We start from the raw sequence: 21,690 nt of genomic DNA, 5'->3' as shown, positions 1-21,690 counted from the left end.
TAAGAACAAGGCGCGGACTGCCATCATCAGCCGCGCTTTGATTTTTTGGGCAAAGCCTCGGCGCCCGCATAAAGAAAAGCCGCAACCCAGGGTTGCGGCTTTTTGTTTGCGCCTGTCCGGGCCAAGTGCCTCAGCGCTTGCGCAGCAGTCGCAGGGCGTTGGCGGTGACCAGGGCGGTGGCGCCGGTATCCGCCAGCACGGCTATCCACAGACCCGTGATGCCGAGCAGGCTGGTGACCAGGAAGATGGCCTTGAGCCCCAGCGCCAGGGCTATGTTCTGGTGGATGTTGGCGAGCGCCGCGCGGGAGAGCCGGATCATGGCGGCCAGTCCGCCGAGCTGGTTGTGGGTCAGGGCCGCATCGGCGGTCTCCAGCGCCACGTCGGTGCCGCCCCCCATGGCGATGCCGATGCTGGCCCGCTTCATGGCGGGGGCGTCGTTGATGCCATCCCCTATCATGGCCACCTTGCGGGTCTTTGCGAGTCTGGCTATCTCCTCCACCTTGTCCTGGGGCAACAGGCTGGCCCGCCACTCCATGTCGAGCTCACCGGCAATGGCCTCGGCGGCGCGCGGGTTGTCCCCGGTCAGCATCATGCTGCCAAGCCCCAGCGCCTTGAGTTCCCGCAGAGCCGCCGCGGCCTCTGGCCGGATCTGGTCCCGCAACGCCAGCAGGGCACTGGGCGCCTCTCCCATCCGGCAGAGTAAAATCACCGTCTTGCCCTGACGCTCCAGGGCGGCGATCTGCCCCTCGATTGCCTCGCCCAGAGCGGGAACCCGGCTCGGGGCCAGCAGTTGCCAGAGGGTGCCGTCGATGCGCCCCTCCACCCCCATGCCGGGCAGGGCGCGCAGATCCCGGGCGTTGGCCAGGGTCAGTCCCTGCTCGCTCGCGGCAGCCACCACGGCGCGGGCCAGGGGGTGGTGGGAACCCTGCTCTATGGCGGCGGCCAGGGCCAGCAGTTCGGCCTCCGGTCGGCCATCGAGGCTTGTCAGCTCGGTCAGCTGCGGCTTGCCCAGGGTCAGGGTGCCTGTCTTGTCAAAGGCGACTGTGTCTATATGGGCCAGTCGCTCCAGGGCCGCACCGCCCTTGATCAGGGCTCCTTGCCGGGTTGCCGCCGCCAGGGCCGAGGTCACCGCCGCCGGGGTGGAGATCACCAGGGCGCAGGGGCAGCCGATGAGCAGCAGCGCCAGGGCGCGGTAGATCCACTCATCCCAGCCCTGACCGAAGGCCAGCGGGGGGACCAGCATCACCAGCAGGGCGACCAGCATCATGGCCGGGGTGTACCAGCGGCTGAAGCGGTCGATGAAGCGCTCTATGGGGGCGCGCTGGCTCTCGGCCTCCTCGATGAGGTGCAGGATGCGGTCGATGGCGTTGTTGCCGGGCTCGGAGACCACCTCGAGGCGCAGCACCCGATCCGCGGCCAGACTGCCGGCGGGCACCTTGTCACCTTGGCGGCGTTCCACCGGGATGGACTCGCCGGTCAGGGCGCTCTCGTCAAAGGCGCCGAGGGCATCGATCAGGCGGGCGTCTGCGGCTAAGCGGGCGCCGGGGGCGATTTCGATGATGTCGCCCGGGCGCAGTTCATCGGCGGCCACCTCTTCCCGTATTTCACCTTCTGCGGTGGTACTAATGCGCAGCGCCTTGTCGGGCACCAGGGCCATCAGGGCGGTGACACCGGCGCGGGCACGGCCGGCGGCGTAGGCTTCCAGATGTTCCCCCAGCATGAAGAGCAGCAGCACCATGGCCGCCTCGGCGGTCTCCCCGAGGAAGAGGGCGCCGAGCGCCGCCACCGTCATCAGGGTCTCGATGGCGAAGGGGGAGCCGCTCTTGGTCAATGCCCAGGCCTTGCGAGCCACTGGCCAGAGCCCCCAAAGGGTCGCCAGGGTAAAGAGCGGCTGGCCGAACTGGGCCGGCAGCAGGGCGGCCACCCCCATCAGGGTTGCGAGTGACAGGGGCTGCCCATATTTGCCGAACAAGTTGCCCAGTGTCGCCAGCCAGGGGCTGCGATGCTTGTCATCGGCGGCCTTGGCACTGGCCTCGCCCTTGAGCCGGAAGCCCGCGGCCAGCACGGCGGCGGTGACGGGGTCGGGGGAGAGCCCCGGGGCGAGATCCACCACCAGCTTCTCGGTGGCGAACAGCACTCGCGCCTGGGTGACGCCCTCGACGCGGCTGACGGCTGTCTCTATCTTGCGGGCGCAGCTGGGGCAGTCCATCCCCAGCACCTGCCAGCTGTGGCGGCGACTGTCGCGGGTCGGTGCGGGCAGGGGGCCCTCGGCCGCCGCTCCATGGGCGCGATGATCATGGTCGTGAGGATGAGAAGGCTTGTCCCCGGCGTCATGGCCTATGGGGGGGTCTTCATCCCCGGGCCCCTCGTCTACCCCGTGCGCCTGGTGATCCTGGGGCGCCGGGCTGGCGCAACAACTGGCAGAGGCGACATTGTCGCAGCAGTGGCTGTCGTGGCTGTGCTCGGCTTGAGGCGCGGCTGCCTTGCTGACCGCCTTGATGGGAGCGGCATGGGAATGGCTGCAGCAGGATTTGCTCATGATGAGTCCCTCTTGAGTGGATCCCGCCCCTGCGGGATCCCTTGTGTCTGAGCCCAGTGTAAACATTGGTGTTAAGTCCAAGGTCAAGCCCTTATCCTCTCCATCTCTTCGGGACGGGTAAGCGAGTACGACAACAAATCCCTCTTGTTAGCGGGTGTTTGTCCCCTGCCGCTGGGCCTATACTGGGAACCCTGGATCCCCCATCGATAATCAAGGACCTAACATGAGCAATACCGTCACCCTGCAAGGCAACCCCGTCTCCGTCTCCGGCCACTTCCCCGTTGCCGGTGAGCAGGCCAAGCCCTTCTCCCTGGTTGCTGGCGATCTGTCCGATGCGACCCTGGCGACCTTCGCCGGCAAGCGCAAGATCCTGAACATCTTCCCGAGTGTCGACACCCCGACCTGCGCCACTTCCGTGCGCAAGTTCAACGAGCAGGCCAGCGCCCTGAACAACACAGTGGTGCTCTGCATCTCCGCGGATCTGCCGTTCGCCCAGGCTCGTTTCTGCGGCGCCGAGGGTCTGGACAAGGTGGTGAACCTCTCCACCCTGCGTGGCGTCTCCTTCCTGCAGGACTACGGCGTGGCCTTCTCCTCCGGCCCGCTGGTGGGTCTGGCTGCCCGTGCCATCGTGGTGCTGGATGAAAACGACAAGGTGCTGCACAGCGAGCTGGTGGCCGAAGTGGCCGACGAGCCGAACTACGCCGCCGCCCTGGCCGCTCTGTAAGTTTCGTCTTGCCCTGATTGCCGACGGCCTGCCGATGCAGGCCGTTTTTATTGCGGGCGCAGTGGCCCTCGAGGTTGAGGTGTTCAGACTGACTGGCCCTTATACCCCCCACTTCTTCTCACCGACCTTTTACTTATGGGGTCAGGCTGGCTAGACTTCGCCTCCCACTTCTTCCTGCCGCGTAGCCCCATGACTTTTAACGAACTCCACCTCGATCCCGCCTTGCTGGCCGCCCTGCCTGCCGAATTGCATACCCCGACCCGCATCCAGCAGCTGGCCATTCCTGCCGCTCTGGCAGGGCGGGATCTGCTGGCGCTGGCCAGGACCGGCAGCGGCAAGACACTGGCATTCGGCCTGCCGCTGCTGCAAGGGCTGGACGCGGCATCCGACCGGGTGCAGGGGCTGGTGCTGGTACCGACCCGGGAGCTGGCGACCCAGGTGAGCGCGGCGCTGCAAGGGGTGGCCGAGGCGCTGGGGCTGCGTCTCCTGACCCTGTGTGGCGGGGTGTCCCAGGAGCAGCAACAGGCCGAGCTGGCCCTGGGGCCGCAACTGCTGGTGGCGACCCCGGGGCGACTGCGGGACTTGCTGGCCCAGCGGCTGCTGGGACTGAGCAACCTCCGTGCTCTGGTGCTGGATGAGGCGGATCGCCTGCTGGAGATGGGCTTCTGGCCCGACATCCAGTGGCTGATGAATACCATGCCGCCCGAGCGGCAGACCCTGCTGTTCTCCGCCACTCTGCCCCCCGAGCTCGAAACCCTGGCCAGCAGCCTGCTGAACGAGCCGGTGCGGGTGGAGGCGGATCCTCGCAACAGCGTGGCCGACGACATCGAGGAGCGGCTCCATCTGGTCAACAAGAGCAGCAAGGTGCCGGCGCTGATCGCCTTGCTCAAGGGGCAGGAGTGGTCCCAGGTGCTGGTGTTTATCAGCGCCAGGGACGATGCCGACGCCGTGGCCAGAAAGCTCGCCAAGGCGGGCATAGCGGTGGCGGCCCTGCACGGGGAGAAGGATCAGGTGGTGCGGGAGCAGGCGCTTGCCGATTTCAAGGCGGGCAAGGTGCGGGTGCTGGTGGCCACGGATCTGATGGCGCGCGGCATCCATGTGGAGGCGTTGCCGGTGGTGATCAACCTGGACTTGCCCGCCAATGCCCCCGTCTATGTGCATCGCATCGGCCGCACCGCCCGCGCCGGTCGCAAGGGGCTGGCCATGTCGCTGGTCTGCCACGGCGAGGCCGAGACGCTCGCGGCCATCCGCACCCTGACCGGTCGTGCGCTGCCGCTGGCCGAGCTTGAAGGCTTCCCGGTCACCGACCAGCCTGCGAGCGGGGAGGGCAAACGGGCCCCTCGGGACAAGCAGGCGAACCGCCGTACCGCCAACAAGCGCAGCGTCAAGCAGTTCAAGGGCAAGGTCTGACGCTTCCCTAGCCCTCCAGGCTGGTTTTCGGCCCGGCTGCCCGGCTGGGCAGTATCAAAAGGCACCGATTTCACTATGCTCCATGGGTTCAATCATGGAGAGATAGCGGATGGCAGCTTTGGTAATGGGCCCCCTGTTGGGGTTAGAGTCGGAGACGCAATACAGTCTCTGTTTTCTGGCGGAGGCGAGCTGCAAGGAGGCCAGCGTCAGGGTCAATGGCAAGTCGCTGGCCGCCAGCAAGCAGGCGGACACCCCCAAGGGGGGCTTCTGGCGAGCGGTCTGGAAGGCGCCCCTGAAGGCCGAGGGCAGCACCGTTGGCTACGAGATCCTGCTGGATGGGGAACCTGCCCAGGATCTGGCGGGGGCCAGCCAGTGGCAGTTTCATCTGCCGGGGAAACAGGACAAGGTGCACATCGGCTATGCCTCCTGCAACGGTTTCTCCGACTTCAAGCTGCTCACCTCCACCCCCAGGCCCTACGCCATGTGGGACAGGCTGGCCGCCGAGCACGGGGACAACCCCTTCGCTCTGCTGCTGATGGGCGGGGATCAGGTCTATGCCGATTCCCTCTGGACCACGGTGCCGACCCTCAAGACCTGGAACGAGCTGGATCGGGCGGACAAGGTCAAACGCAAGGCGACCCGGACCATGGCGGAGCAGCTCGACCGCTTCTATTGCGAGCTCTACTGCAAGCAGTGGGGCCGCCCCGAGGTGGCGCGCATGCTGGCCTCCATTCCCAGCGCCATGATGTGGGACGATCACGACATCTTCGATGGCTGGGGCAGCTACCCCGCCGACCTGCAGGGCTGCGAGGTCTATCAGGCCATCTACGCCGCCGCGGCCAAATACTTCCGGCTGTTCCAGCTACGCTCCGGCGCCAATGCTTCACTGCTCGATGCCAGCCTGGGCAATCACTCCTGGCGGCTGAGCTTTAGGGGCTACCAGATCCTGGCCCTGGATAGCAGGGCGACCCGTACCCTGACCCAGGTTATGAGCCGGGAGCAGTGGGATCAGGTGAATGCAGCGCTGGCCGCTTGCGACTCGGGGCACCTGCTGGTGATGACAGGGGTGCCCGTGGTCTATCGGGACTTCTCCTTCACCGAGGCGGCGATGGATGCCACCCCCTGGGAAGAGGAGTTGACCGACGATCTCAAGGATCACTGGCGCGCCAAGGCCCACGAGGGGGAGCGGGCTCGCCTCATCATGCGGCTGCTGGACAATGCCCGCTTGCGGCGCAAGAACGACAAGGTTGGCAAGGTCGAGTCGAAGACCCTGATCCTGTCCGGCGATGTGCATGTGGGCTGTCTCGGCGTCATCCAGGACAGGCGGGTGAAGGGAGGGCTGAATGTGCACCAGCTGGTCTCCTCCGGCATAGTGCATCCTTGCCCGACCCAGTTCCAGTGGACGGGGATCCTCGCCATGACCAACGACAACCCCGAATACCTCGACGAGAGCCGGCTGATCCGCACCGAGCTCATCAAGCCGTTTGGCGCCCCCGTCTATCTGCGCACCCGCAACTTCGCCACCCTGCAGATGGGCAGCGATGGCAAGCTCTGGGCCAACTGGCGCTGTGAGAACGCGCTGGATGCCAGCTATCCCCTGGCCTGATGGCTTTGTGTGACAAGAGAAGGGCCCGCACATGGGCCCTTCTTTCTGGCTAATAGTTGGCACCGCATGGCGCCGCTCGGTGGTTGGTCTAGCGCTGAGCCTGCTCCTGAGCGAAGAAGTCACGCCGCCACTGGCTCAATACCTCCTCCCTGTGTTGCTGCCAGCGCTCGCCGCCCATGGCACCCCGGCTCGCCGTCAGCTGCTGCTCCAGTTCGGCCAGCCGTTGCTGATAGCGGGCACCTTGCTCCGCTGGCAGCCACAGCGCCATGCTGCCCTCGGCCTGCGGGAAGTGGCGGCTCAGGCTTCCCCGCATCGCCTCTTCCCACCCTTGCCATATCCCGCCGGGAGAGGGCTCCTGCCAGGCCAGATGGAGCAGCAACAGCATACTCAACAGGGCGGCATAACCGAGAGGCTTGGGCATCATGGGATCCTTGTCGAGGCTCGCCGGGAGCAGGGGAACGGGATCCATTCACCCAGATTTTCGTGACAAGGAGATGAAGGGGTCAGCGGCGTGTCGGAAGGGAAAGGGCAGCGCGTCCAGAGACGCGCCGGGCTACAGGGGGGGCAAGCTCAGTCGTGGAACTGGTTGATCAGGCGGGAGAGGTTCTGCAGCCGCTCCACCAGCAGGGTGATGCCATCGAGGGCCTGCCTGCTGTTGTCGGCGGTGTGGCTGGCCAGCTGGTGGATCTGGTGAATGCCCTGATCCAGGGTGCTGGTCACATCCGCCTGCTGGCTGACCGCCTGGGCTATCTCGTCGCTGGTGTGGGTCACCTGGGCCAGCATCTGGTTGATCTGGTCGAGTACCTCGGCGGTGGCGCCCATGTGCTGCTGGCAGAGGACAGAGGTCTGGGCCCCCTGGGTCATGCCGTCGGAGAGCTGCCGGGTACTCTGCTGCAGCGCCCCTATCATGTCGCTGATCTCGCCGGTGGAGCTGCGGGTCTTCTGGGCCAGCGCCCGGATCTCGTCCGCCACCACCGCAAAGCCGCGCCCCTGCTCGCCGGCCCGGGCCGCCTCTATGGCCGCGTTGAGGGAGAGCAGGTTGGTCTGATCCGCGATCTGCCCGATCACCTCCAGGATCCCGCTGATCTTCTGGCTGTCCTGGGTCAGGCGCGCCAATACCCCCTGGCTGGCATCCAGCTCCTGGTGGAGCTGGTTGACCGAGGCGCGGGTGGTGGCCAGCGCCTGCTGGCCGCTGGCTGACACCTGCTGCACCTCGCTCACCAGGGCGTTGGCCTGATGGGCGTTGTTGGCCACGTCGCGGATCGACTGGCTCATCTGGGTGATGGCGGCGGCCAGCTGCTCGCTCTGGGCCCGCTGCTGCTGCAGGTGGGTGTCTATGGTCTGGATATGTCCCCTGTCATCTTCCGCCGCCTGCAGGATCTGCTGGTTGGTATCGGCACTGCGCCCCACCACGGCCCTGAGCTCGGCCTTCTTCATGCGCAGCAAGAGTTCGAGGGCCGCCAGGCTGTCCCGTCGTCTGGCATAGAGCACCTGACAGAGGGGCGTGCCCAGATCCTCCCCCGCCATGGCCAGCAGCCGGGCCAGCCGCTGTTGCAGGTGCCAGCCATGCCCCATCTGGGCCAGCAGGCAGAGCAGGGTGAGCCCGCCCCATCCGGCCTGACCCGTCATCAGGCTGACCCCCATGCCGACCAGGGCGGTGCCCGAGAGCAGCAGGCTGAGTTGCCCCGGCTCCAGGGTGAAGCGACTCTGCCAGGGCAGTGCCTTGCCCGCCCGGATCCTGGCATAGAGTCGCTCCGCCCAGGCGATGTCGTGATCCTGGGGGCGGGTGCGCACCGACTGGTATTCGATGATCTGCTGACGTTCGTTGAGGATGGGGGTGACGTAGGCATTGACCCAGTAGAACTGGCCGCTCTTGGCACGGTTCTTCACCAGTCCCATCCAGCTCTTGCCTTGCTGCAGCCGCTGCCACATGTCGGCGAAGGCGGCCCTGGGCATGTCGGGGTGGCGCACCAGGTTGTGGGGAACCCCTTCCATCTCGGCGGCGCTGTAGCCAGCCACGTCGCAGAAATGCTGGTTGGCATAGGTGATTTGGCTGGCGGGGTCCGTGGTCGAAATCAATGAAATGTGATCGGGGAAACGGATCTCCCCTTCTTGTCGGGTGATGGTCATGTGCGCATCCTGAATGAGCCAAGTAACTGATAAGTTTGTTTTTATTGTGTGTTGTTGTTACGGCTTCATTGTAGGGACGACCCAAGTGGCCATCTTGGCTTGGGTCAATAAACCAACACTATGACGACTGAAAAAAGTAGTAGATGAAGGGCGACTTCAGGGCGGGGTCAACTGCGGGGGGTGAAGTCGTGGATCTCCCCCGTCCGGGGCTTGAAGCGGGGATCCTGGCTCTGATCGCGGGAGACCCAGGCCATGGCCTGGCAGAAGCTCTCCTGCTTGGCGAACTCGTCACGGGCCTGATCGATGGCCCGCTCGGCATTGCGGCGCTCCATCTTGCTGGCCTTGCGATCGCTGAACTGCTTCTGCTGGCTCAGCATCCATTCGAGGAAGGCCTGGCGGCATTGGCTTTCATCGGCGGCCTTGGCGGGGAGGGCAAACAACAGGGCAAGCAGGAGCAGACAACGCATAGGGAGATCTATCTGACGGACTGATGGACGAAGAGAGGCGGCATTTTATGCCGGGAACTTGAATGGGTACAGTGCGAAGAGGGGGCCAGCCGGGCTGGCCCCCGAGGGATCAGTGCTTGACGAGGTAGAGCTGGCGGCTGTAGGCCACGTCTTCCGGGTTGTTGATGGGATAGCCCTTGAGCCAGGGCTTGATCAGACGGGCGTTGGTGTACTGGTAGATGGGAGCGATGGGCGCCTCCTCCTGCAAGATGGCCTCGGCCTCGTCGAACAGGCGTGCCCGCTCGGCGGGATCCTGGCTGCTGGCCGCCCGGGTCAGCAGGGCGTCGTAACCGGGGTTGGCGAAGCGGGCCATGTTGCCGCTGTGGTGGGATCCCCACAGACCGAGGAAGGCGGAAGGGTCGTTGTAATCGGCGACCCAGGAGGAGCGGATCACCTCGAACTGGCCGCTCTGGCGGCTGTCGAGGTAGGTTTTCCACTCCTGATTGGTGAGCTCGACCCGGGCCCCCAGCTTCTGCTTCCACAGGTTGGCGATGGCCAGCGCCATCTTCTTGTGAATTTCAGCCGTGTTGTAGAGCAGGGTGAGCTTGAGGGGGTTGCCTGGACCATAGCCCGCCTCTGTCAGCAGCGCCCTGGCCTTCTCGTCCAGCGCCTGCTGGCTGCTGGTGGAGAGCAGGTTGGGCTTGGGGACGAAGCCGGCGGTCACGTCCGGGGTGAAGTGATAGGCGGGTTTTTCCCCGGTGCCCAGCACCTTGTCGGCGATGAGCGCTCGATCGATGGTGTAGGAGAGCGCCTGACGCACCCGCACGTCGTTCAGGGGAGCCCGCTGGGTGTTGAAGGCGTAGTAATAGGTGCCAAGCTGCTCCGGGGTATAAACCTCCCCCGGGATCTGCTTCATCAGCTTGTGGTACTGCTCCTTGGGGAAGGATTCGGTGATGTGCAGATCCCCCGCCAGATAGCGGTTGGTGGCGGCACTCTCCTGATTGATGGGGACGAAGGTGACCTTGGTCAGTACCGTATGGGCGCGATCCCAGTAATAGGGGTTGGGGGTCAACTCCAGCTTCTCGTTCACCACCCTGTGGCTCAGGACGAAGGCGCCGTTGCCAACCAGCTTGCCCGGCTGGGTCCACTGGTTGCCATATTGCTCCATGCTGGCCCTGTGCAGGGGGGAGAGGCTGGGATGGGTCAGCAGGCTCAGGAAGTAGGGCACCGGCTGTGAGAGGGTCACCTGCAGGGTGTGCTCATCCAGGGCTTGCACCCCGAGCGCCTCGGGAGGCAGCTTGCCCTCGACTATCTCGTCCACCTTGTCGAAGTGGGCCAGCTGGGCAAACCAGGCGAAGGTGGCCGCCTCTTTGGGGTCCACCAGCTTGCGCCAACCGTAGACGAAGTCGCTGGCGCGCACCGGATCCCCGTTGGACCAGCGGGCATCCGGCCGCAGATGGAAGGTGAACTGCCGGTTGTCCTTGCTCTCCCAGCTCGCGGCCACACCGGGTAGTACCTTGCCGTCCGCCCCCTGGGTCAAGAGCCCCTCATAGAGATCCCGCAATACCTGCAGTTCGGGCAGGCCGACCAGTTTGAGGGGGCTCAGGCTGGTCGGTTCGTCCTTGAGATGACGCACGACGGCCTGTTCGGCGGCGAGTTGGGTGCCAGCCGGCACGTCGGCGGCCTGGACACAGACACAGCCCAGCAGGGCCAGCAGGGGGCTCCATCCTTTCATGGCGAATCCTTCAAATTGTGTGAAGCGAGGAGAAAACTCGGCGAGAATTCATCGCCGGCAGACGGGGAATCATGATATCCCCTTTGCTGGTCAGACCGCCAGAGTGAGTCCCATTATATCCGGGGCTGCAACCCTATGTGCACCCGCCCTGAGCGCGGGCAAGAGGAGTAAACGATGAGAGTATGGATCTTATTGGCCTGTGTGCTGAGCCAGGGTGCCTGGGCACTGGTCCCTTGCGAGAAGGGCAGCCAGGTGGGGAGCTGGTGCGAGGTGAGCATAGATCAACTGCATCCGACTCAGGGCGGGGTGGGGCAGTTGCAGGTCGACACCACAGTGGCTGAACTGGCGGACAAGAGCGAGAAGCAACTCGACAAGCTGATGAAAAAGAAAGAGATACCCGTGGTCATAGCCCCCGATGGCGGCTACTGGCTGGTGGACAGGCATCACCTGACCAAGGCGCTGTGGCAACAGGGGGTGAAGACGGTGAGGGTCAAGGTGATCGCTCGCTTGCAGGACAGGGCCAGCTTCTGGAGCCAGATGCAGAACAATCACTGGGCCTGGCTCAAGGATGAGCGGGGCCAGCCGCTCACCCCGGAACAGCTGCCCGGCCATATCGGCGAGCTGCCGGATTATCCCTACCGTACCCTGGCGGGCCTGCTGCAGGATGCGGGCTACTTCAGCAAGCAGGATCAGGTCTACTTCGTCGAGTTCGCCTGGGCCAGCTGGCTCGGTCAGCAGATGGCCTGGCAGCCGGTCAATGCCGCCAATCTGGCGGATCGCCTCGCCGAGGCCAAGCGCCTGGCCTGCAATAGCAAGGCCAGTGCCTTGCCTGGCTATCCCGGCAAGCAGTGTCGCCTCAACCCGCCACGCAGCGGCAGCTGACGCGGGATCAGGAAGGGGCGCCCAGGCGCCCCCTCGTCACAATCCCTGACTGGCACCTTGCCAGCGGGCGGCGGCCTGTTCCAGCAGGGCCACCTCTCCTTGCTGGATCAGCGGCAGCAGGGCCTGCACCTTGTCATCCGGCCAATCCCACCAGGCGATCGCCTGCAGCCGGGCAATCTCGTTTTCGCCAAAGCGCATCCGCACCACCCTGGCCGGGGTACCCGCCACCATGGCATAGGGCGGCACATCCTGATTGACCAGGGCCCGGGCAGCTATGATGGCGCCATTCCCTATGGTGACACCCGGCATGATCATGGCTTCCATGCCGATCCAGACGTCATTGCCGATGCGGGTATCGCCCGCGGGTCTGTAGCTGCGCTTGAGCGCCGCCATCTCGGCGAACGGATAGGTGCTGATGAAGTCGGTGTTGTGGGTGTGGTTGCCCCCCATGATGATCTTCACCCCGGCGGCTATCTGCACGTAGTCGCCGAGATGGAGCCGGTCGATGTGCCAGAGCGGCTCCCAGCCGGTCTCCGGGCTGCGGCTGAAGCTGTCGCCGTACAAATAGCGCACGGCTTCCTCTTCGAAGGGGCCGTCCCAGGCGCCAGAGTAGTAGCTGTGTCGCCCCTTGAGGCAGATGTTGGGATTGGTCACCGTCAGGTGCAGGTACTCGACCTGCGACCAATGTTGGCAGATGGGCATGGCTGTGTTCCTCGTTGAATGGATCGGTATTGGATGTGCGGATTGGCGCAGCTAATAGATCCAGACCAGCAGGCGGGGCACGCACAGGGTGGAGCAGCCCAGCGCCTGGGGTAAACGGGGTCGTTGCATGAGGAAGGGCTCCCGACAGAAGAAGCTGGATGGTAAGGGATGGGGAGGGCGATGCCAAGGCGCAGGGGGAGGGGTTGGTCAAAACCTGCACAAAGGGTCTGGTTGATATTTATTCTCGATTAGCCATGATACAGGCTCCACTCGTATCGGCAGGAGAGAGGACAATGACGAATCAGAACTGGCAGCGTTACATGCTGGAGGCGGAGAATGCCCTTGGCAAGGGGGCACTGGGCACGGCCATCTGCCTCTATCAGCAGGCCCTGGGTGAGGTGTATGAGCTGGCGTCCGGGGATCTGGACGAACTGGCCAGCATGCGGGTCGCCACCTGTCACCGTATGGCCGACTTCTGGCGTGCCATGGAGGAGCCCGCCTATGAGCTGCGCTACCTCAAGCTCGCCTCCGAGCTGGTCACCGCCCTGGTGCCCCAGTGTCCGAACCGGGAGTGCGAGTCCCTCATCAGCGAGCTGGGCTGCTGCCGCGCCGCCCTGCTCTCCTTCTTGAAGCGCCACCCCAACCCCGAGATCGCCAGGCTGATCCAGGTGCAGGACAAGGTGCAGGGCTGCGAGTTGATAGGCCGCTTTCGCCTCAACTAGCGGTTGTGCGCCCGAGCCGCCGTGCGATGCGGCTCTGGGCTTCCTCCCCTTGCAGGGCGAGGGAGAAGGCGCGGGCCTCCAGATCGATGACGAAATGCACCGCCTGCCTGAGCTCCTGCTTGAGCAGCGCCTTGCTCTTTTGCAGTGCCTTGGGCGGCTTGGCCGCGAGCTTCACTCCCTGGGCCCGGGCGAAGGGGAGCAGCTCCTCCACCGCCAGCACCCGGTTGGCCAGCCCGAGCCGCAGCGCCTCCCCGGCGTCTATGGCCTCGGCCAGCAACAGCAGCTCCGCCGCCTTCAGGTGGCCCACGGCGCGGGGCAGCAAGAGGCTTGAGGCAAATTCCGGCACCAGCCCCAGCTCGACGAAGGGCAGTTGCAGCCGGGCGTTCTCCCCCAGATAGACCAGATCGCAGTGCAGCAGCAGGGTGGTGCCTATGCCCACCGCCGGGCCGCCCACGGCGGCGATCACCGGTTTGGGGAAGTCGGCCAGGGTGTGGAGGAACTGCAAGATGGGGTCATCCGCTTCCAGGCAGCTCTTGCCCATGAAGTCCGCGAGATCATTGCCCGCGGTGAAGCACTCCTGCTGCCCTTGCAGCAACACCACATGCACGCTCTCGTCCAGGGCGGCCTGCCGAAAGGCCTCGGTGAGGGCCAGGTACATCTCGGTGTTGAGGGCATTGCGCTTGTCCGGCCGGTTGAGGGTCAGGAGGAGCAAGCCATCCTGCTGCTCGGCCAGAATTGTGAGGGCCATGTCTGAATCCTTGTGTTCGGGGGCTGCCAAAAGCTTGCCACAGGGGTAAGCTTTGCTTCGTTTAACAACATCATAAAAGGATTTCAACCATGTTTAAACGTGCGTTTTATTCAAGCCTTGCCCTGCTCCTGGTCGCCCCCGCACTGGCCAAGGTCGAGGCCGTCGACGGTTATGTGCGCCTGCTCCCCCCGGGTTCGCCCAACACGGCGGCCTTCATGGTGCTCAAGAATGATGCGGACAAACCGGTGGCCCTGACTGCGGTGGCCTCCCCTGACGCGGGCCGTGCCGAGCTGCACACCCATCTGCACGAGAACGGCGTCATGAAGATGCGCCAGGTGGAGAGCATAGAAATCCCGGCCAGGGGGGAAGGCGTCCTCAAACCCGGCAGCCTCCACATCATGCTGTTCGAGGTGCGGGATCTCTCGGAGGAGAGGCCCTTCCCCCTGACCCTGACCCTGGACGATGGCCAAACCCTGAGCCTGAGTCTGCCGGTGAAGCCGGTCGAGCCGATGAAGGGCATGCAGCACTGACATTAATGGACGCTTGTTCAGCTTTTTACTCTAGGTATTCCTTGCTCACCGGGTAAAATGATGGTCTTTCCAGTCCATAATGGAGCTATGTAATGAAGAAGACCCTGATTGCCGGCAGCCTGATTGCCCTGTTCAGCCATGCAGCCATGGCCGCCGATGACTGGCGTTTCGCGGCGGGTGCCGATATGTGGAACTCCCAGGGGAGCGGCCAGGTCAGCGGCGTCGGTGCCGATGGCAGCTACGACGACAACTACAACTGGAGCGGCTACCTGCAGCTGGAGCACGGCATCTTCCTGCTGCCGAACGCCAAGTTCGAGATGTCCGATTTCAGCACCAGCGGCGGTTCCTTCAGCAACGATCTGCTGGCCTATGATCTGAGCCTCTACTACCGCCTGATGAACAACGACCTGTTCCAGCTCGATCTGGGTCTGACCGGTCGTCGCTACGATGGCGATTTCAACACCCAGCACTACTCCTACGACAAGGATGTGCTGATGGCCTACACCGGTGGTGAAGTGCGCATCCCGGGTACCGGCTTTGCCGCCTTTGGTGATCTGCGGGTGCAGGATGCCGACAACTATGACTACCGCCTGGGTGGTTCCTACAAGTTCTCCACAGTGCCGCTCAAGATCCGTGCCGGCTGGCGTGAAGCCGAGTTGGACTTCGACCGCGTCGACCAGACCATCGACGGCTGGTTCATCGGTGGCGAATTCACCTTCTAATCTGACGAAGGGTGGCTATGCGCCCCCCGGGCGTGTTTGACGGGCAAGGGTGAGGAGGAGAGATAATGGGCCATATCATAGTGACTGGCGCGGGCTCCGGCCTTGGGCGCGCTCTGACAATCGGACTGGTTGAGCGCGGTCATAGCGTCTCCATGATGGGGCGCCGTTATCACAAGTTGCAGGAGCAGGAGCAGCGGCTCGGCAGCGCCGTGGTCGGCATCGCCGCCGATCTGGCGCACCACGAAGAGGTGGATATGGCCTTCGGTGCCGCCGTGGCCTGGGGCGGCTTGCCTTCCCTTGTGATCCATTGCGCCGGCGTCGGGGAATTCGGCCCTGTCGGTGTCTACACCGCCGAGCAGGTGCGCCGGGTGGTGGAGAGCAATCTCGTCTCTACCATACTGGTGGCCCAGCAGACGGTGCGCCTCATCGGCGAACAAGGCGGGGTGCTGGCCAATGTGCTCTCCTCCGCTGCCCAGACCGGCAAGGCCAACGAGAGCCTCTACTGCGCCTCCAAATGGGGGATGCGCGGCTTTCTGGAGTCCCTGCGGGCCGAGCTCAAGGGCTCGCCCCTGCGGCTGGTGAACCTCTACCCGAGCGGCATCCGCAGCGAATTCTGGGACAACTCGGATCATGTGGACCCGAGCAGCTTCATGACTCCGGAAGACGCGGCGGCCTACATGCTGGATGCACTGGAGGCGAGAAGCAGCTGCCACGTGACCGATCTCTTTATCGGTCGCAACGCCTGAGGCGGTGTTCTGCCATCCTGCTCCCGTCGTTCACGAAAGCAGAAACAAAAAGCGCGCCATCAGGCGCGCTTTTTTATGGTGGCAAGGGGCGGAATTAGCGGCCCAGCTTGGCCTTGAGCATGGCAACGATCTCGCTGATCGCCACTTCCTGCTTCTCGCCGGTGCGGCGGCACTTGTACTCCACCACGCCGTTGTCCAGACCCCGGTCGCCGATGCTCTGGGGCATCGCCAGCGGGATATGGGTAATATGTTGTGCAATGGGATGTGGGAATGATTGATATATTTTAAGGCCGACAATGCAATGTATTAATTAAGGTTGGCATTATCAATGTGTAAAAATAAAAGTTTAGAGTGAAATGACAAAAGCACCTATTTTTATAATGTGTTATCGCAACTTACCACTCCAGCGTTTCATTTTTAGAATATAACGAATGTATATCCAGTCCCATACGGAATCATATTTAAATTCTGGTGGGGGTTAATTGTATCTGAGTGACTCATTTTTTAGTCGCATATCCCTGCAGGAAAGACTGAACTGCATGCTTTGATTTTTTGCCAAGGGTTAGCAGCAATTCAAAATCAGGGTTGAAAATGCCATGCCGGCACTCTAATTCCTTTAACAGAGCGAGCCACAGATGCGCCGTCACTTCGGCATCGGCCAAGGCGCGGTGAAATACCCCGTCATTGGGTAAATTCTGGTATTGCACCAAGGTAGCCAACTTATGGTTCGGCGCCTCGGGGAATAACCGTCTCGACAGCAGCAAGGAGCAGGCGAACTGCCCAGGATAGTGCGTCGACAGCCGCTCTATTTCAGCATCCAGAAAGCGCTTGTCGAAGGAGGCATTATGGGCGACCAGATTATCATCACCGATAAACTTGACGAAGTCCGCCATCACCTCGCCGCAAGGTGGCGCCTGTTTCAGCATGGCATTACTGATCCCGGTATATTGCTCAATAAAGCTGCTTACGTTAAAGCCAGGATTCATCAACGCCGAAAAACGTTCACTGATGTGACCGTTTTCAATCCGGACGGCGCCAATTTCGATCGCTCTATCACCTTGTCCTGGTGAGAGCCCGGTAGTCTCGAAATCGAGCACGACGACGGTATTGGCTAAGGCAGTGGACATAATCTCTCGGGCAATCTGGATAAAGAACGTCAGTCTAGAAAATCTGCTACTTCATGTACAGCGCAATATCGAGATGCTGCTGGACCCTTGCTTTTGTGATGAGCAGCAGAGACAGGCAACATATAAAAAGCCCCGAGTGAAATTCACACCCGGGGCCTTTTTATCGAAAACGAAAAGCAGAGTTAGCAGGCGCTATTAGCGGCCCAGCTTGGCCTTGAGCATGGCAACGATCTCGCTGATCGCCACTTCCTGCTTCTCGCCGGTGCGGCGGCACTTGTACTCCACCACGCCGTTGTCCAGACCCCGGTCGCCGATGACGATGGCGTGCGGCACACCGATCAGCTCCATGTCGGCGAACATCACGCCCGGGCGCTCTTTACGGTCGTCGAACAAGACGTCCACACCGGCGGCTTTCAGCTCGGCGTAGAACTGCTGCGCCTGCTCGGCGACGCGCTCGGACTTGTGCATGTTCATTGGCACTATGGCCACTTCGAACGGGGCTATGGCTTCCGGCCAGATGATGCCGTACTGGTCGTTGTTCTGCTCGATGGCGGCCGCCACCAGACGGGACACACCTATGCCGTAGCAACCCATCTCCATGGTGACGGACTTGCCGCCCTCGTTCAGCACGCTCGCCTTCATGGCTTCGGAGTACTTGGTACCCAGCTGGAAGATGTGGCCCACTTCGATACCGCGCTTGAGCAGCAGCTTGCCCTGGCCGCAGGGGCTGGGGTCGCCTTCCACCACGTTGCGCAGGTCGGCAACGTCATAGGTGGCGATGTCGCGATCCCAGTTGGCACCGGTCAGGTGGAAGCCGGTCTCGTTGGCACCGCAGACGAAGTCCGCCAGGTGGGCGGCGCTGCGATCGACGATGATGCGACCGGCAAAGCCGACCGGGCCGATGGAGCCTGCGTCGCAACCGGCGGCAGCCTTGATCTGCTCGTCGCCTGCGAAGGTCAGCGGGTTGGCCACGCCAGGGAGCTTCTCGGCCTTGATTTCGTTCAGCTCGTGGTCGCCACGCAGCACCAGGGCGATGACGGCCTGCTTGCCGTGCTCGTCCGCTTCCGCCAGTACCAGCAGGGTCTTGGCGATGGCGGTCGGGGCCACGTTCAGGAAGGCGGCCACTTCGTCGATGGTATGGACATTCGGGGTGGCAACCTTGGTCAGGGCTTTGGTTGCAGCAGCGCGCTCGCCAGCCGGTGCCAGGGCTTCGGCCATCTCGATGTTGGCGGCGTAATCTGATGTATCGGAGAAGGCGATCAAGTCTTCACCGCTCTCGGCCAGCACCTGGAATTCGTGGGAGCCAGTACCGCCGATGGAGCCGGTATCGGCCTGCACCGGACGGAAGTTCAGCCCCATGCGGGTGAAGGCGGCGCAGTAGGCGGCGTGCATCTTCTCGTAGGTCTCGATCAGCGAGGCCTTGTCGATGTGGAAGGAGTAGGCATCCTTCATCAGGAACTCGCGGCCGCGCATCACGCCGAAACGGGGACGCACCTCGTCACGGAACTTGGTCTGGATCTGGTAGAGGTTGAGCGGCAGCTGCTTGTAGCTGTTCACTTCGTAACGCACCAGCGCAGTGATCACCTCTTCGTGGGTCGGGCCCAGCACGAAGGGGCGGTTGTGGCGGTCGGTCAGGCGGCACAGCTCGGGACCGTAGTCATCCCAGCGGCCGGACTCCTGCCACAGCTCGGCGGGTTGCACCACCGGCATGGAGACTTCGATGGCACCAGCATTGTTCATCTCTTCGCGAACAATGTTCTCGATCTTTTTCAGTACCCGCAGACCGGTTGGCAGCCAGGCGTACATGCCGGAGGCCAGTTTACGGATCATCCCGGCACGCAGCATCAGCTGGTGGCTGATGACCTCAGCGTCGGAGGGGGTTTCCTTGAGAGTGGAAAGCAGATATTGGCTGGTACGCATCGCGATGAACCTTAACGTGAGACGGGCCGCTGGGCCCTGGAAAATTTCAAGTGCGGAATTTTAACAGGCCGGGCGTTGCTGCCCAAGGGCTAAATTTGCACAGCGGGAGAAAGCGGGGGCGGACCCCCGCTTACGTTAGACCCGAAACTGCGACAGCAGTCGCTGCTGCTGCAAGCTGGCCTGATGGAGGGAGGAGGCCAGCTGCAGGCACTCCTGCGCCTCCTGCTCACCGGTCTGGGCCTGCAGGCTGATGTCCGAGACCTTGTCGGTGGTGTGGCTCAGGGTGTGGGAGAGCTGGCTGGTGGCATCCGCTACCTGTTGCACCATGTCTGCCAACTGGTCGATGGCCTCCTCTACCTTGAACAGGATCTGCTTGGTGTTGTCGGAATCCGCCATGCCTGATTCCACGGTTTTCAGGTTGCGTTGCATCATCAGATAGGCCTGCCCGGTCTGCTGCTGGATGCTGCTGATCACCTCGGTTATCTCGGCGCTGGAGGCGGCGGTGCGGTTGGCCAGGGTGCGCACTTCATCGGCCACCACGGCAAAACCGCAACCCATCTCACCCGCCCGGGCGGCCTCGATGGCGGCGTTGAGGGCCAGCAGGTTGGTCTGCTCCGAGATGCTGCTGATAGTGGAGATGATCTGGCCAATTTGTCCCGCCTGCTCCTTGAGGGCATTGATGGCGGTGGCGCACTCGCCCACTTCCACCACCACGCGCTGCATGCCTGCGCTGGCAGAGGTCACATACTGGCTGCTCTGTGTGGTCAGTTGGCGGACCTCGTTGGCATTGTGCGCGGCCAGGCCGCAGTTGTCAGAGATGGAGGTGGCAACCTGCACCATCTGCTCGCTGTCGTGGTGCAGCGCCTGGGCATGCATGGCGGTTTGACGGCTGCTCTGGCTGATGGCCTCGACCCGGTTGACCGAGGTGTGCACGTGCTGGTTGATGTGCTGGTTGTTGTCCATGGTGGCGCGGATCATCTGCTGCAGTTTCTCGATGAAGCGATCCACGCTGCCGGCCAGCGAGCCCAGCTCGTCGTTTCGCTTGAGGTTGATGCGGGCATTGAGATCCCCGTCGCCCGCGGCTATGTCCTGCATGCGCCGGTCAACCTGCAACAGGGGGCGGACTATGGTGCGCACCAGCCAGATGCCGCAGAGGGCGACAATCAGCAGGCTCAACACCAGGGCGCCCAGGATCAGGTTCCTGGTATGGCCGATGATGGTATTGAGCTGATTCACCTGATCCTCGACAGTGGCATCCCCCTTGGCCTCGACCTCGACCAGTGCCTGCTTGAGCTGTTCGGCACTGCCGTCGTAACGAGTCAGCTGGCTCTGGTAATCGGTCAGGGCGGAGATCCACTCACGGATCAGGCGGGTGTTGTCGGCCTGCAGGGCACGATACTGGGTGGCGAGCGACTGGCCGGCGAACTCCCCTTCACCGGGCACATCGAACAGGCCGGTCGCCAGCATGCCGTCGACCGCCTCCTGGTAGAAGCGGGTGGCCTCGGCCAGTTCGGCCTGGATGGCGGGAGTGGGGCCTTCACTCTGCATCTTCTCCAGGGCATAGAGCTGACGCAGGAAACCTATGTTGGCCTCCATACCGCCGTCGGCCGCCTGCCAGCGGGTGGCGAGGCCGCCATTCCAGCTGATGGCCTGATCCGGTGACCGGGTGAGGCTCTCGACCGCGCCATCACCGATCACTTCCAGCTGGGTCGAGAGGCGTGACATGCGCTCCGAAGTGGCGCGCAGCGCCTGATCAACATCGGTAAAGGTGCGGTAGAGCCTCAGCAGTTTTTCCTGCTGTTGCTGATAGCCCTCTTCATGCCGGTTCAGGGTGCCGAGCGCCGTCGCATCGATGAGCTTGCCTTGCTCTACCCGTCGCAAGGCGTCGGTGCCCGCCTGTTTGGCCCGGTGCAGCTCGGGCTCGTCAAGGGGCATGCCTCTGAGCATTTTCTGGATATAGAGCGACTGATTGCCCAGCTCGATGGATCCCTCCATGGCGCCATCGGCCGTTTGCCAGGCGGCACCCAATACATAGGAGAGCAAATCGGCCAGCCGCTGGCTGCCATACCAGCCGATCACCCCCATGCCCAGTGTGCAGCCGAGCAGGATAGTGAGCCCAAGATTCGATGTCGTGACAATTTTCATGATGCAGGACCTTCCTTGGTTCCGAACAAGCCCACTGAGTGTTCGCTCAATGGCCAAGATGCGCCATTCCCGCTGGAAAATAAAGTGACTGCTCAGATCTGCGCCAAGTGTATCAGGGTAGCCAGTCTCCCTTGCTGTCCTCCGCGGCCCTATGCTGGATACTTATCCAGTTATTCTTTATGCTAGGAGCCACTTTATTGCTAGCTGTGTTGGTTGAGGAGATAAGCCGTGATCGGTCGCTTGAGAGGCATTGTGATTGAGAAGAATCCCCCCGAGGTGTTGCTCGAGGTGGGAGGCGTGGGTTATGAAGTGCATATGCCCATGAGCTGCTTCTACGACCTGCCCGAGCTCGGGAAGGAAGCTGCCATTCACACCCACTTCGTGGTGCGCGAAGATGCCCAGCTGCTCTATGGCTTCAACCACAAGCAGGAACGGGCGCTGTTTCGCGAGCTGATCAAGACCAACGGCGTCGGCCCCAAACTGGCGCTGGCCATTCTCTCCGGCATGACGGCCACCCAGTTCGTGATGAGCGTCGAGCGCGAGGAGATAAGCTCTCTGGTCAAGCTGCCCGGCGTGGGCAAAAAGACCGCCGAGCGGCTGGTGGTGGAGATGAAGGACCGCCTCAAGGGCTGGGTCAGCCACGATCTCTTCTCCCCTGCCGCCATCAGCCTGCCCGCCCAGGAGAGCCAGCTGCGGGCCCCCGATGCCAGTGAGGAGGCGGCCAGTGCCCTGGTGGCGCTCGGTTACAAGCCGCAGCAGGCCAGCCAGATCGTGGCCAAGGTGGCCAGCGAGGGCATGTCGGTGGAAGCCATCATCCGTGAATCCCTGCGCAGCCTGGTGTGAGGATGACAATGAA

At 63.1% G+C, this 21,690-nt stretch carries 19 protein-coding genes and 1 pseudogene; 9 read left to right on the top strand and 11 right to left on the bottom strand.

Annotation, left to right across the window (positions count from 1 at the left end; all coding sequences use genetic code 11):
* Positions 1-130 precede the first annotated feature (130 nt).
* Positions 131-2,539 (bottom strand): zinc/cadmium/mercury/lead-transporting ATPase, encoded by a 2,409-nt coding sequence (locus WIR04_RS17190; protein ID WP_338888542.1) that lies wholly within the window; start codon positions 2,537-2,539, stop codon positions 131-133.
* A gap of 223 nt (positions 2,540-2,762) precedes the next feature.
* On the opposite strand from WIR04_RS17190, the gene tpx reads away from it, so the two are divergent.
* The 3 genes from tpx to WIR04_RS17175 all read left to right on the top strand — a co-directional run bounded on the left by tpx (position 2,763) and on the right by WIR04_RS17175 (position 6,279).
* On the top strand, positions 2,763-3,263 hold the full coding sequence (tpx, locus tag WIR04_RS17185) for a thiol peroxidase (RefSeq protein WP_042044238.1): 501 nt from the start codon (positions 2,763-2,765) through the stop codon (positions 3,261-3,263).
* A 189-nt stretch (positions 3,264-3,452) separates the two neighbouring features.
* Complete coding sequence (locus WIR04_RS17180; protein ID WP_338888539.1) at positions 3,453-4,673, top strand: DEAD/DEAH box helicase; 1,221 nt, start codon at positions 3,453-3,455, stop codon at positions 4,671-4,673.
* A gap of 109 nt (positions 4,674-4,782) precedes the next feature.
* Positions 4,783-6,279, top strand: a complete 1,497-nt coding sequence (locus WIR04_RS17175; protein ID WP_338888537.1) for an alkaline phosphatase D family protein — start codon at positions 4,783-4,785, stop codon at positions 6,277-6,279.
* Positions 6,280-6,367: 88 nt separating this feature from the next.
* Here WIR04_RS17175 and WIR04_RS17170 read toward each other — a convergent pair whose 3' ends face one another.
* The 4 genes from WIR04_RS17170 to WIR04_RS17155 all read right to left on the bottom strand — a co-directional run bounded on the left by WIR04_RS17170 (position 6,368) and on the right by WIR04_RS17155 (position 10,590).
* Positions 6,368-6,748, bottom strand: a complete 381-nt coding sequence (locus WIR04_RS17170; RefSeq protein WP_338888535.1) for a hypothetical protein — start codon at positions 6,746-6,748, stop codon at positions 6,368-6,370.
* 101 nt (positions 6,749-6,849) lie between these two features.
* Positions 6,850-8,409, bottom strand: a complete 1,560-nt coding sequence (locus tag WIR04_RS17165; protein ID WP_338888533.1) for a PAS domain-containing methyl-accepting chemotaxis protein — start codon at positions 8,407-8,409, stop codon at positions 6,850-6,852.
* Between the two features lie 167 nt (positions 8,410-8,576).
* Positions 8,577-8,876: a hypothetical protein gene (locus WIR04_RS17160; RefSeq protein ID WP_025325786.1), complete on the bottom strand. Its 300-nt coding sequence runs from the start codon at positions 8,874-8,876 to the stop codon at positions 8,577-8,579.
* A gap of 109 nt (positions 8,877-8,985) precedes the next feature.
* A complete protein-coding gene (locus WIR04_RS17155; protein ID WP_338888531.1) occupies positions 8,986-10,590 on the bottom strand; it encodes a peptide ABC transporter substrate-binding protein in 1,605 nt (534 codons plus the stop codon).
* A 174-nt stretch (positions 10,591-10,764) separates the two neighbouring features.
* Between WIR04_RS17155 and WIR04_RS17150 the strand changes: the two genes are divergently transcribed.
* On the top strand, positions 10,765-11,472 hold the full coding sequence (locus WIR04_RS17150) for a ParB-like protein (RefSeq protein WP_338888529.1): 708 nt from the start codon (positions 10,765-10,767) through the stop codon (positions 11,470-11,472).
* A gap of 36 nt (positions 11,473-11,508) precedes the next feature.
* Here the strand turns inward: WIR04_RS17150 and WIR04_RS17145 are convergent, their stop codons facing one another.
* A complete protein-coding gene (locus WIR04_RS17145) occupies positions 11,509-12,174 on the bottom strand; it encodes a CatB-related O-acetyltransferase (protein WP_338888527.1) in 666 nt (221 codons plus the stop codon).
* Between the two features lie 293 nt (positions 12,175-12,467).
* On the opposite strand from WIR04_RS17145, the gene WIR04_RS17140 reads away from it, so the two are divergent.
* A complete protein-coding gene (locus WIR04_RS17140; RefSeq protein ID WP_338888525.1) occupies positions 12,468-12,896 on the top strand; it encodes a DUF2753 family protein in 429 nt (142 codons plus the stop codon).
* On the opposite strand, the gene WIR04_RS17135 is transcribed toward WIR04_RS17140, so the two are convergent.
* On the bottom strand, positions 12,889-13,644 hold the full coding sequence (locus WIR04_RS17135; protein ID WP_338888523.1) for an enoyl-CoA hydratase-related protein: 756 nt from the start codon (positions 13,642-13,644) through the stop codon (positions 12,889-12,891). The genes WIR04_RS17140 and WIR04_RS17135 overlap by 8 nt on opposite strands.
* An 89-nt stretch (positions 13,645-13,733) precedes the next feature.
* Between WIR04_RS17135 and WIR04_RS17130 the strand changes: the two genes are divergently transcribed.
* The 3 genes from WIR04_RS17130 to WIR04_RS17120 all read left to right on the top strand — a co-directional run bounded on the left by WIR04_RS17130 (position 13,734) and on the right by WIR04_RS17120 (position 15,642).
* Complete coding sequence (locus WIR04_RS17130) at positions 13,734-14,174, top strand: copper chaperone PCu(A)C (protein WP_338888521.1); 441 nt, start codon at positions 13,734-13,736, stop codon at positions 14,172-14,174.
* 92 nt (positions 14,175-14,266) lie between these two features.
* On the top strand, positions 14,267-14,896 hold the full coding sequence (locus WIR04_RS17125; RefSeq protein WP_338888519.1) for a TIGR04219 family outer membrane beta-barrel protein: 630 nt from the start codon (positions 14,267-14,269) through the stop codon (positions 14,894-14,896).
* Between the two features lie 65 nt (positions 14,897-14,961).
* Entirely contained in the window at positions 14,962-15,642 is a 681-nt protein-coding gene (locus tag WIR04_RS17120; protein ID WP_338888517.1) for an SDR family oxidoreductase, read from the top strand.
* 94 nt (positions 15,643-15,736) lie between these two features.
* On the opposite strand, the pseudogene WIR04_RS17115 reads toward WIR04_RS17120, so the two are convergent.
* The 4 genes and pseudogenes from WIR04_RS17115 to WIR04_RS17100 form a co-directional block, all read right to left on the bottom strand.
* Positions 15,737-15,856 (bottom strand): annotated as a pseudogene (locus WIR04_RS17115) (His/Gly/Thr/Pro-type tRNA ligase C-terminal domain-containing protein); the annotation flags it as partial.
* Between the two features lie 283 nt (positions 15,857-16,139).
* Positions 16,140-16,769 carry a 3'-5' exonuclease gene (locus tag WIR04_RS17110; RefSeq protein ID WP_338888513.1) on the bottom strand — a complete coding sequence of 210 codons (630 nt, stop codon included), beginning with the start codon at positions 16,767-16,769 and terminating at the stop codon, positions 16,140-16,142.
* Positions 16,770-16,964: 195 nt separating this feature from the next.
* Positions 16,965-18,689, bottom strand: coding sequence for a proline--tRNA ligase (locus tag WIR04_RS17105; protein WP_338888511.1), 1,725 nt, complete (start codon positions 18,687-18,689; stop codon positions 16,965-16,967).
* Between the two features lie 135 nt (positions 18,690-18,824).
* Positions 18,825-20,834 (bottom strand): methyl-accepting chemotaxis protein, encoded by a 2,010-nt coding sequence (locus tag WIR04_RS17100; RefSeq protein ID WP_338888509.1) that lies wholly within the window; start codon positions 20,832-20,834, stop codon positions 18,825-18,827.
* Positions 20,835-21,062: 228 nt separating this feature from the next.
* Here WIR04_RS17100 and ruvA point away from each other — a divergent pair, with 228 nt between their 5' ends.
* Positions 21,063-21,677, top strand: a complete 615-nt coding sequence (gene ruvA / locus WIR04_RS17095) for a Holliday junction branch migration protein RuvA (RefSeq protein ID WP_025325797.1) — start codon at positions 21,063-21,065, stop codon at positions 21,675-21,677.
* Positions 21,678-21,690: the final 13 nt, after the last annotated feature.

Origin of the sequence: Aeromonas rivipollensis, from assembly GCF_037811135.1 — a bacterium.
In the GTDB taxonomy this organism is placed as follows: domain Bacteria; phylum Pseudomonadota; class Gammaproteobacteria; order Enterobacterales; family Aeromonadaceae; genus Aeromonas; species Aeromonas rivipollensis.
This window is presented reverse-complemented; position numbering and strand designations above follow the sequence as displayed.

Excerpts from the sequence above, each read along its gene's own strand:
- WIR04_RS17155 (WP_338888531.1), bottom strand. The coding sequence starts at position 10,590 with ATGAAAGGATGGAGCCCCCTGCTGGCCCTGCTGGGCTGTGTCTGTGTC.
- WIR04_RS17180 (WP_338888539.1), top strand. The coding sequence starts at position 3,453 with ATGACTTTTAACGAACTCCACCTCGATCCCGCCTTGCTGGCCGCCCTG.
- WIR04_RS17120 (WP_338888517.1), top strand. The coding sequence starts at position 14,962 with ATGGGCCATATCATAGTGACTGGCGCGGGCTCCGGCCTTGGGCGCGCT.
- WIR04_RS17175 (WP_338888537.1), top strand. The coding sequence starts at position 4,783 with ATGGCAGCTTTGGTAATGGGCCCCCTGTTGGGGTTAGAGTCGGAGACG.
- WIR04_RS17100 (WP_338888509.1), bottom strand. The coding sequence starts at position 20,834 with ATGAAAATTGTCACGACATCGAATCTTGGGCTCACTATCCTGCTCGGC.
- WIR04_RS17165 (WP_338888533.1), bottom strand. The coding sequence starts at position 8,409 with ATGACCATCACCCGACAAGAAGGGGAGATCCGTTTCCCCGATCACATT.
- WIR04_RS17110 (WP_338888513.1), bottom strand. The coding sequence starts at position 16,769 with ATGTCCACTGCCTTAGCCAATACCGTCGTCGTGCTCGATTTCGAGACT.
- WIR04_RS17170 (WP_338888535.1), bottom strand. The coding sequence starts at position 6,748 with ATGGATCCCGTTCCCCTGCTCCCGGCGAGCCTCGACAAGGATCCCATG.
- WIR04_RS17140 (WP_338888525.1), top strand. The coding sequence starts at position 12,468 with ATGACGAATCAGAACTGGCAGCGTTACATGCTGGAGGCGGAGAATGCC.
- WIR04_RS17190 (WP_338888542.1), bottom strand. The coding sequence starts at position 2,539 with ATGAGCAAATCCTGCTGCAGCCATTCCCATGCCGCTCCCATCAAGGCG.
- tpx (WP_042044238.1), top strand. The coding sequence starts at position 2,763 with ATGAGCAATACCGTCACCCTGCAAGGCAACCCCGTCTCCGTCTCCGGC.
- WIR04_RS17125 (WP_338888519.1), top strand. The coding sequence starts at position 14,267 with ATGAAGAAGACCCTGATTGCCGGCAGCCTGATTGCCCTGTTCAGCCAT.
- WIR04_RS17130 (WP_338888521.1), top strand. The coding sequence starts at position 13,734 with ATGTTTAAACGTGCGTTTTATTCAAGCCTTGCCCTGCTCCTGGTCGCC.
- WIR04_RS17145 (WP_338888527.1), bottom strand. The coding sequence starts at position 12,174 with ATGCCCATCTGCCAACATTGGTCGCAGGTCGAGTACCTGCACCTGACG.
- WIR04_RS17135 (WP_338888523.1), bottom strand. The coding sequence starts at position 13,644 with ATGGCCCTCACAATTCTGGCCGAGCAGCAGGATGGCTTGCTCCTCCTG.
- WIR04_RS17150 (WP_338888529.1), top strand. The coding sequence starts at position 10,765 with ATGAGAGTATGGATCTTATTGGCCTGTGTGCTGAGCCAGGGTGCCTGG.
- WIR04_RS17160 (WP_025325786.1), bottom strand. The coding sequence starts at position 8,876 with ATGCGTTGTCTGCTCCTGCTTGCCCTGTTGTTTGCCCTCCCCGCCAAG.
- WIR04_RS17105 (WP_338888511.1), bottom strand. The coding sequence starts at position 18,689 with ATGCGTACCAGCCAATATCTGCTTTCCACTCTCAAGGAAACCCCCTCC.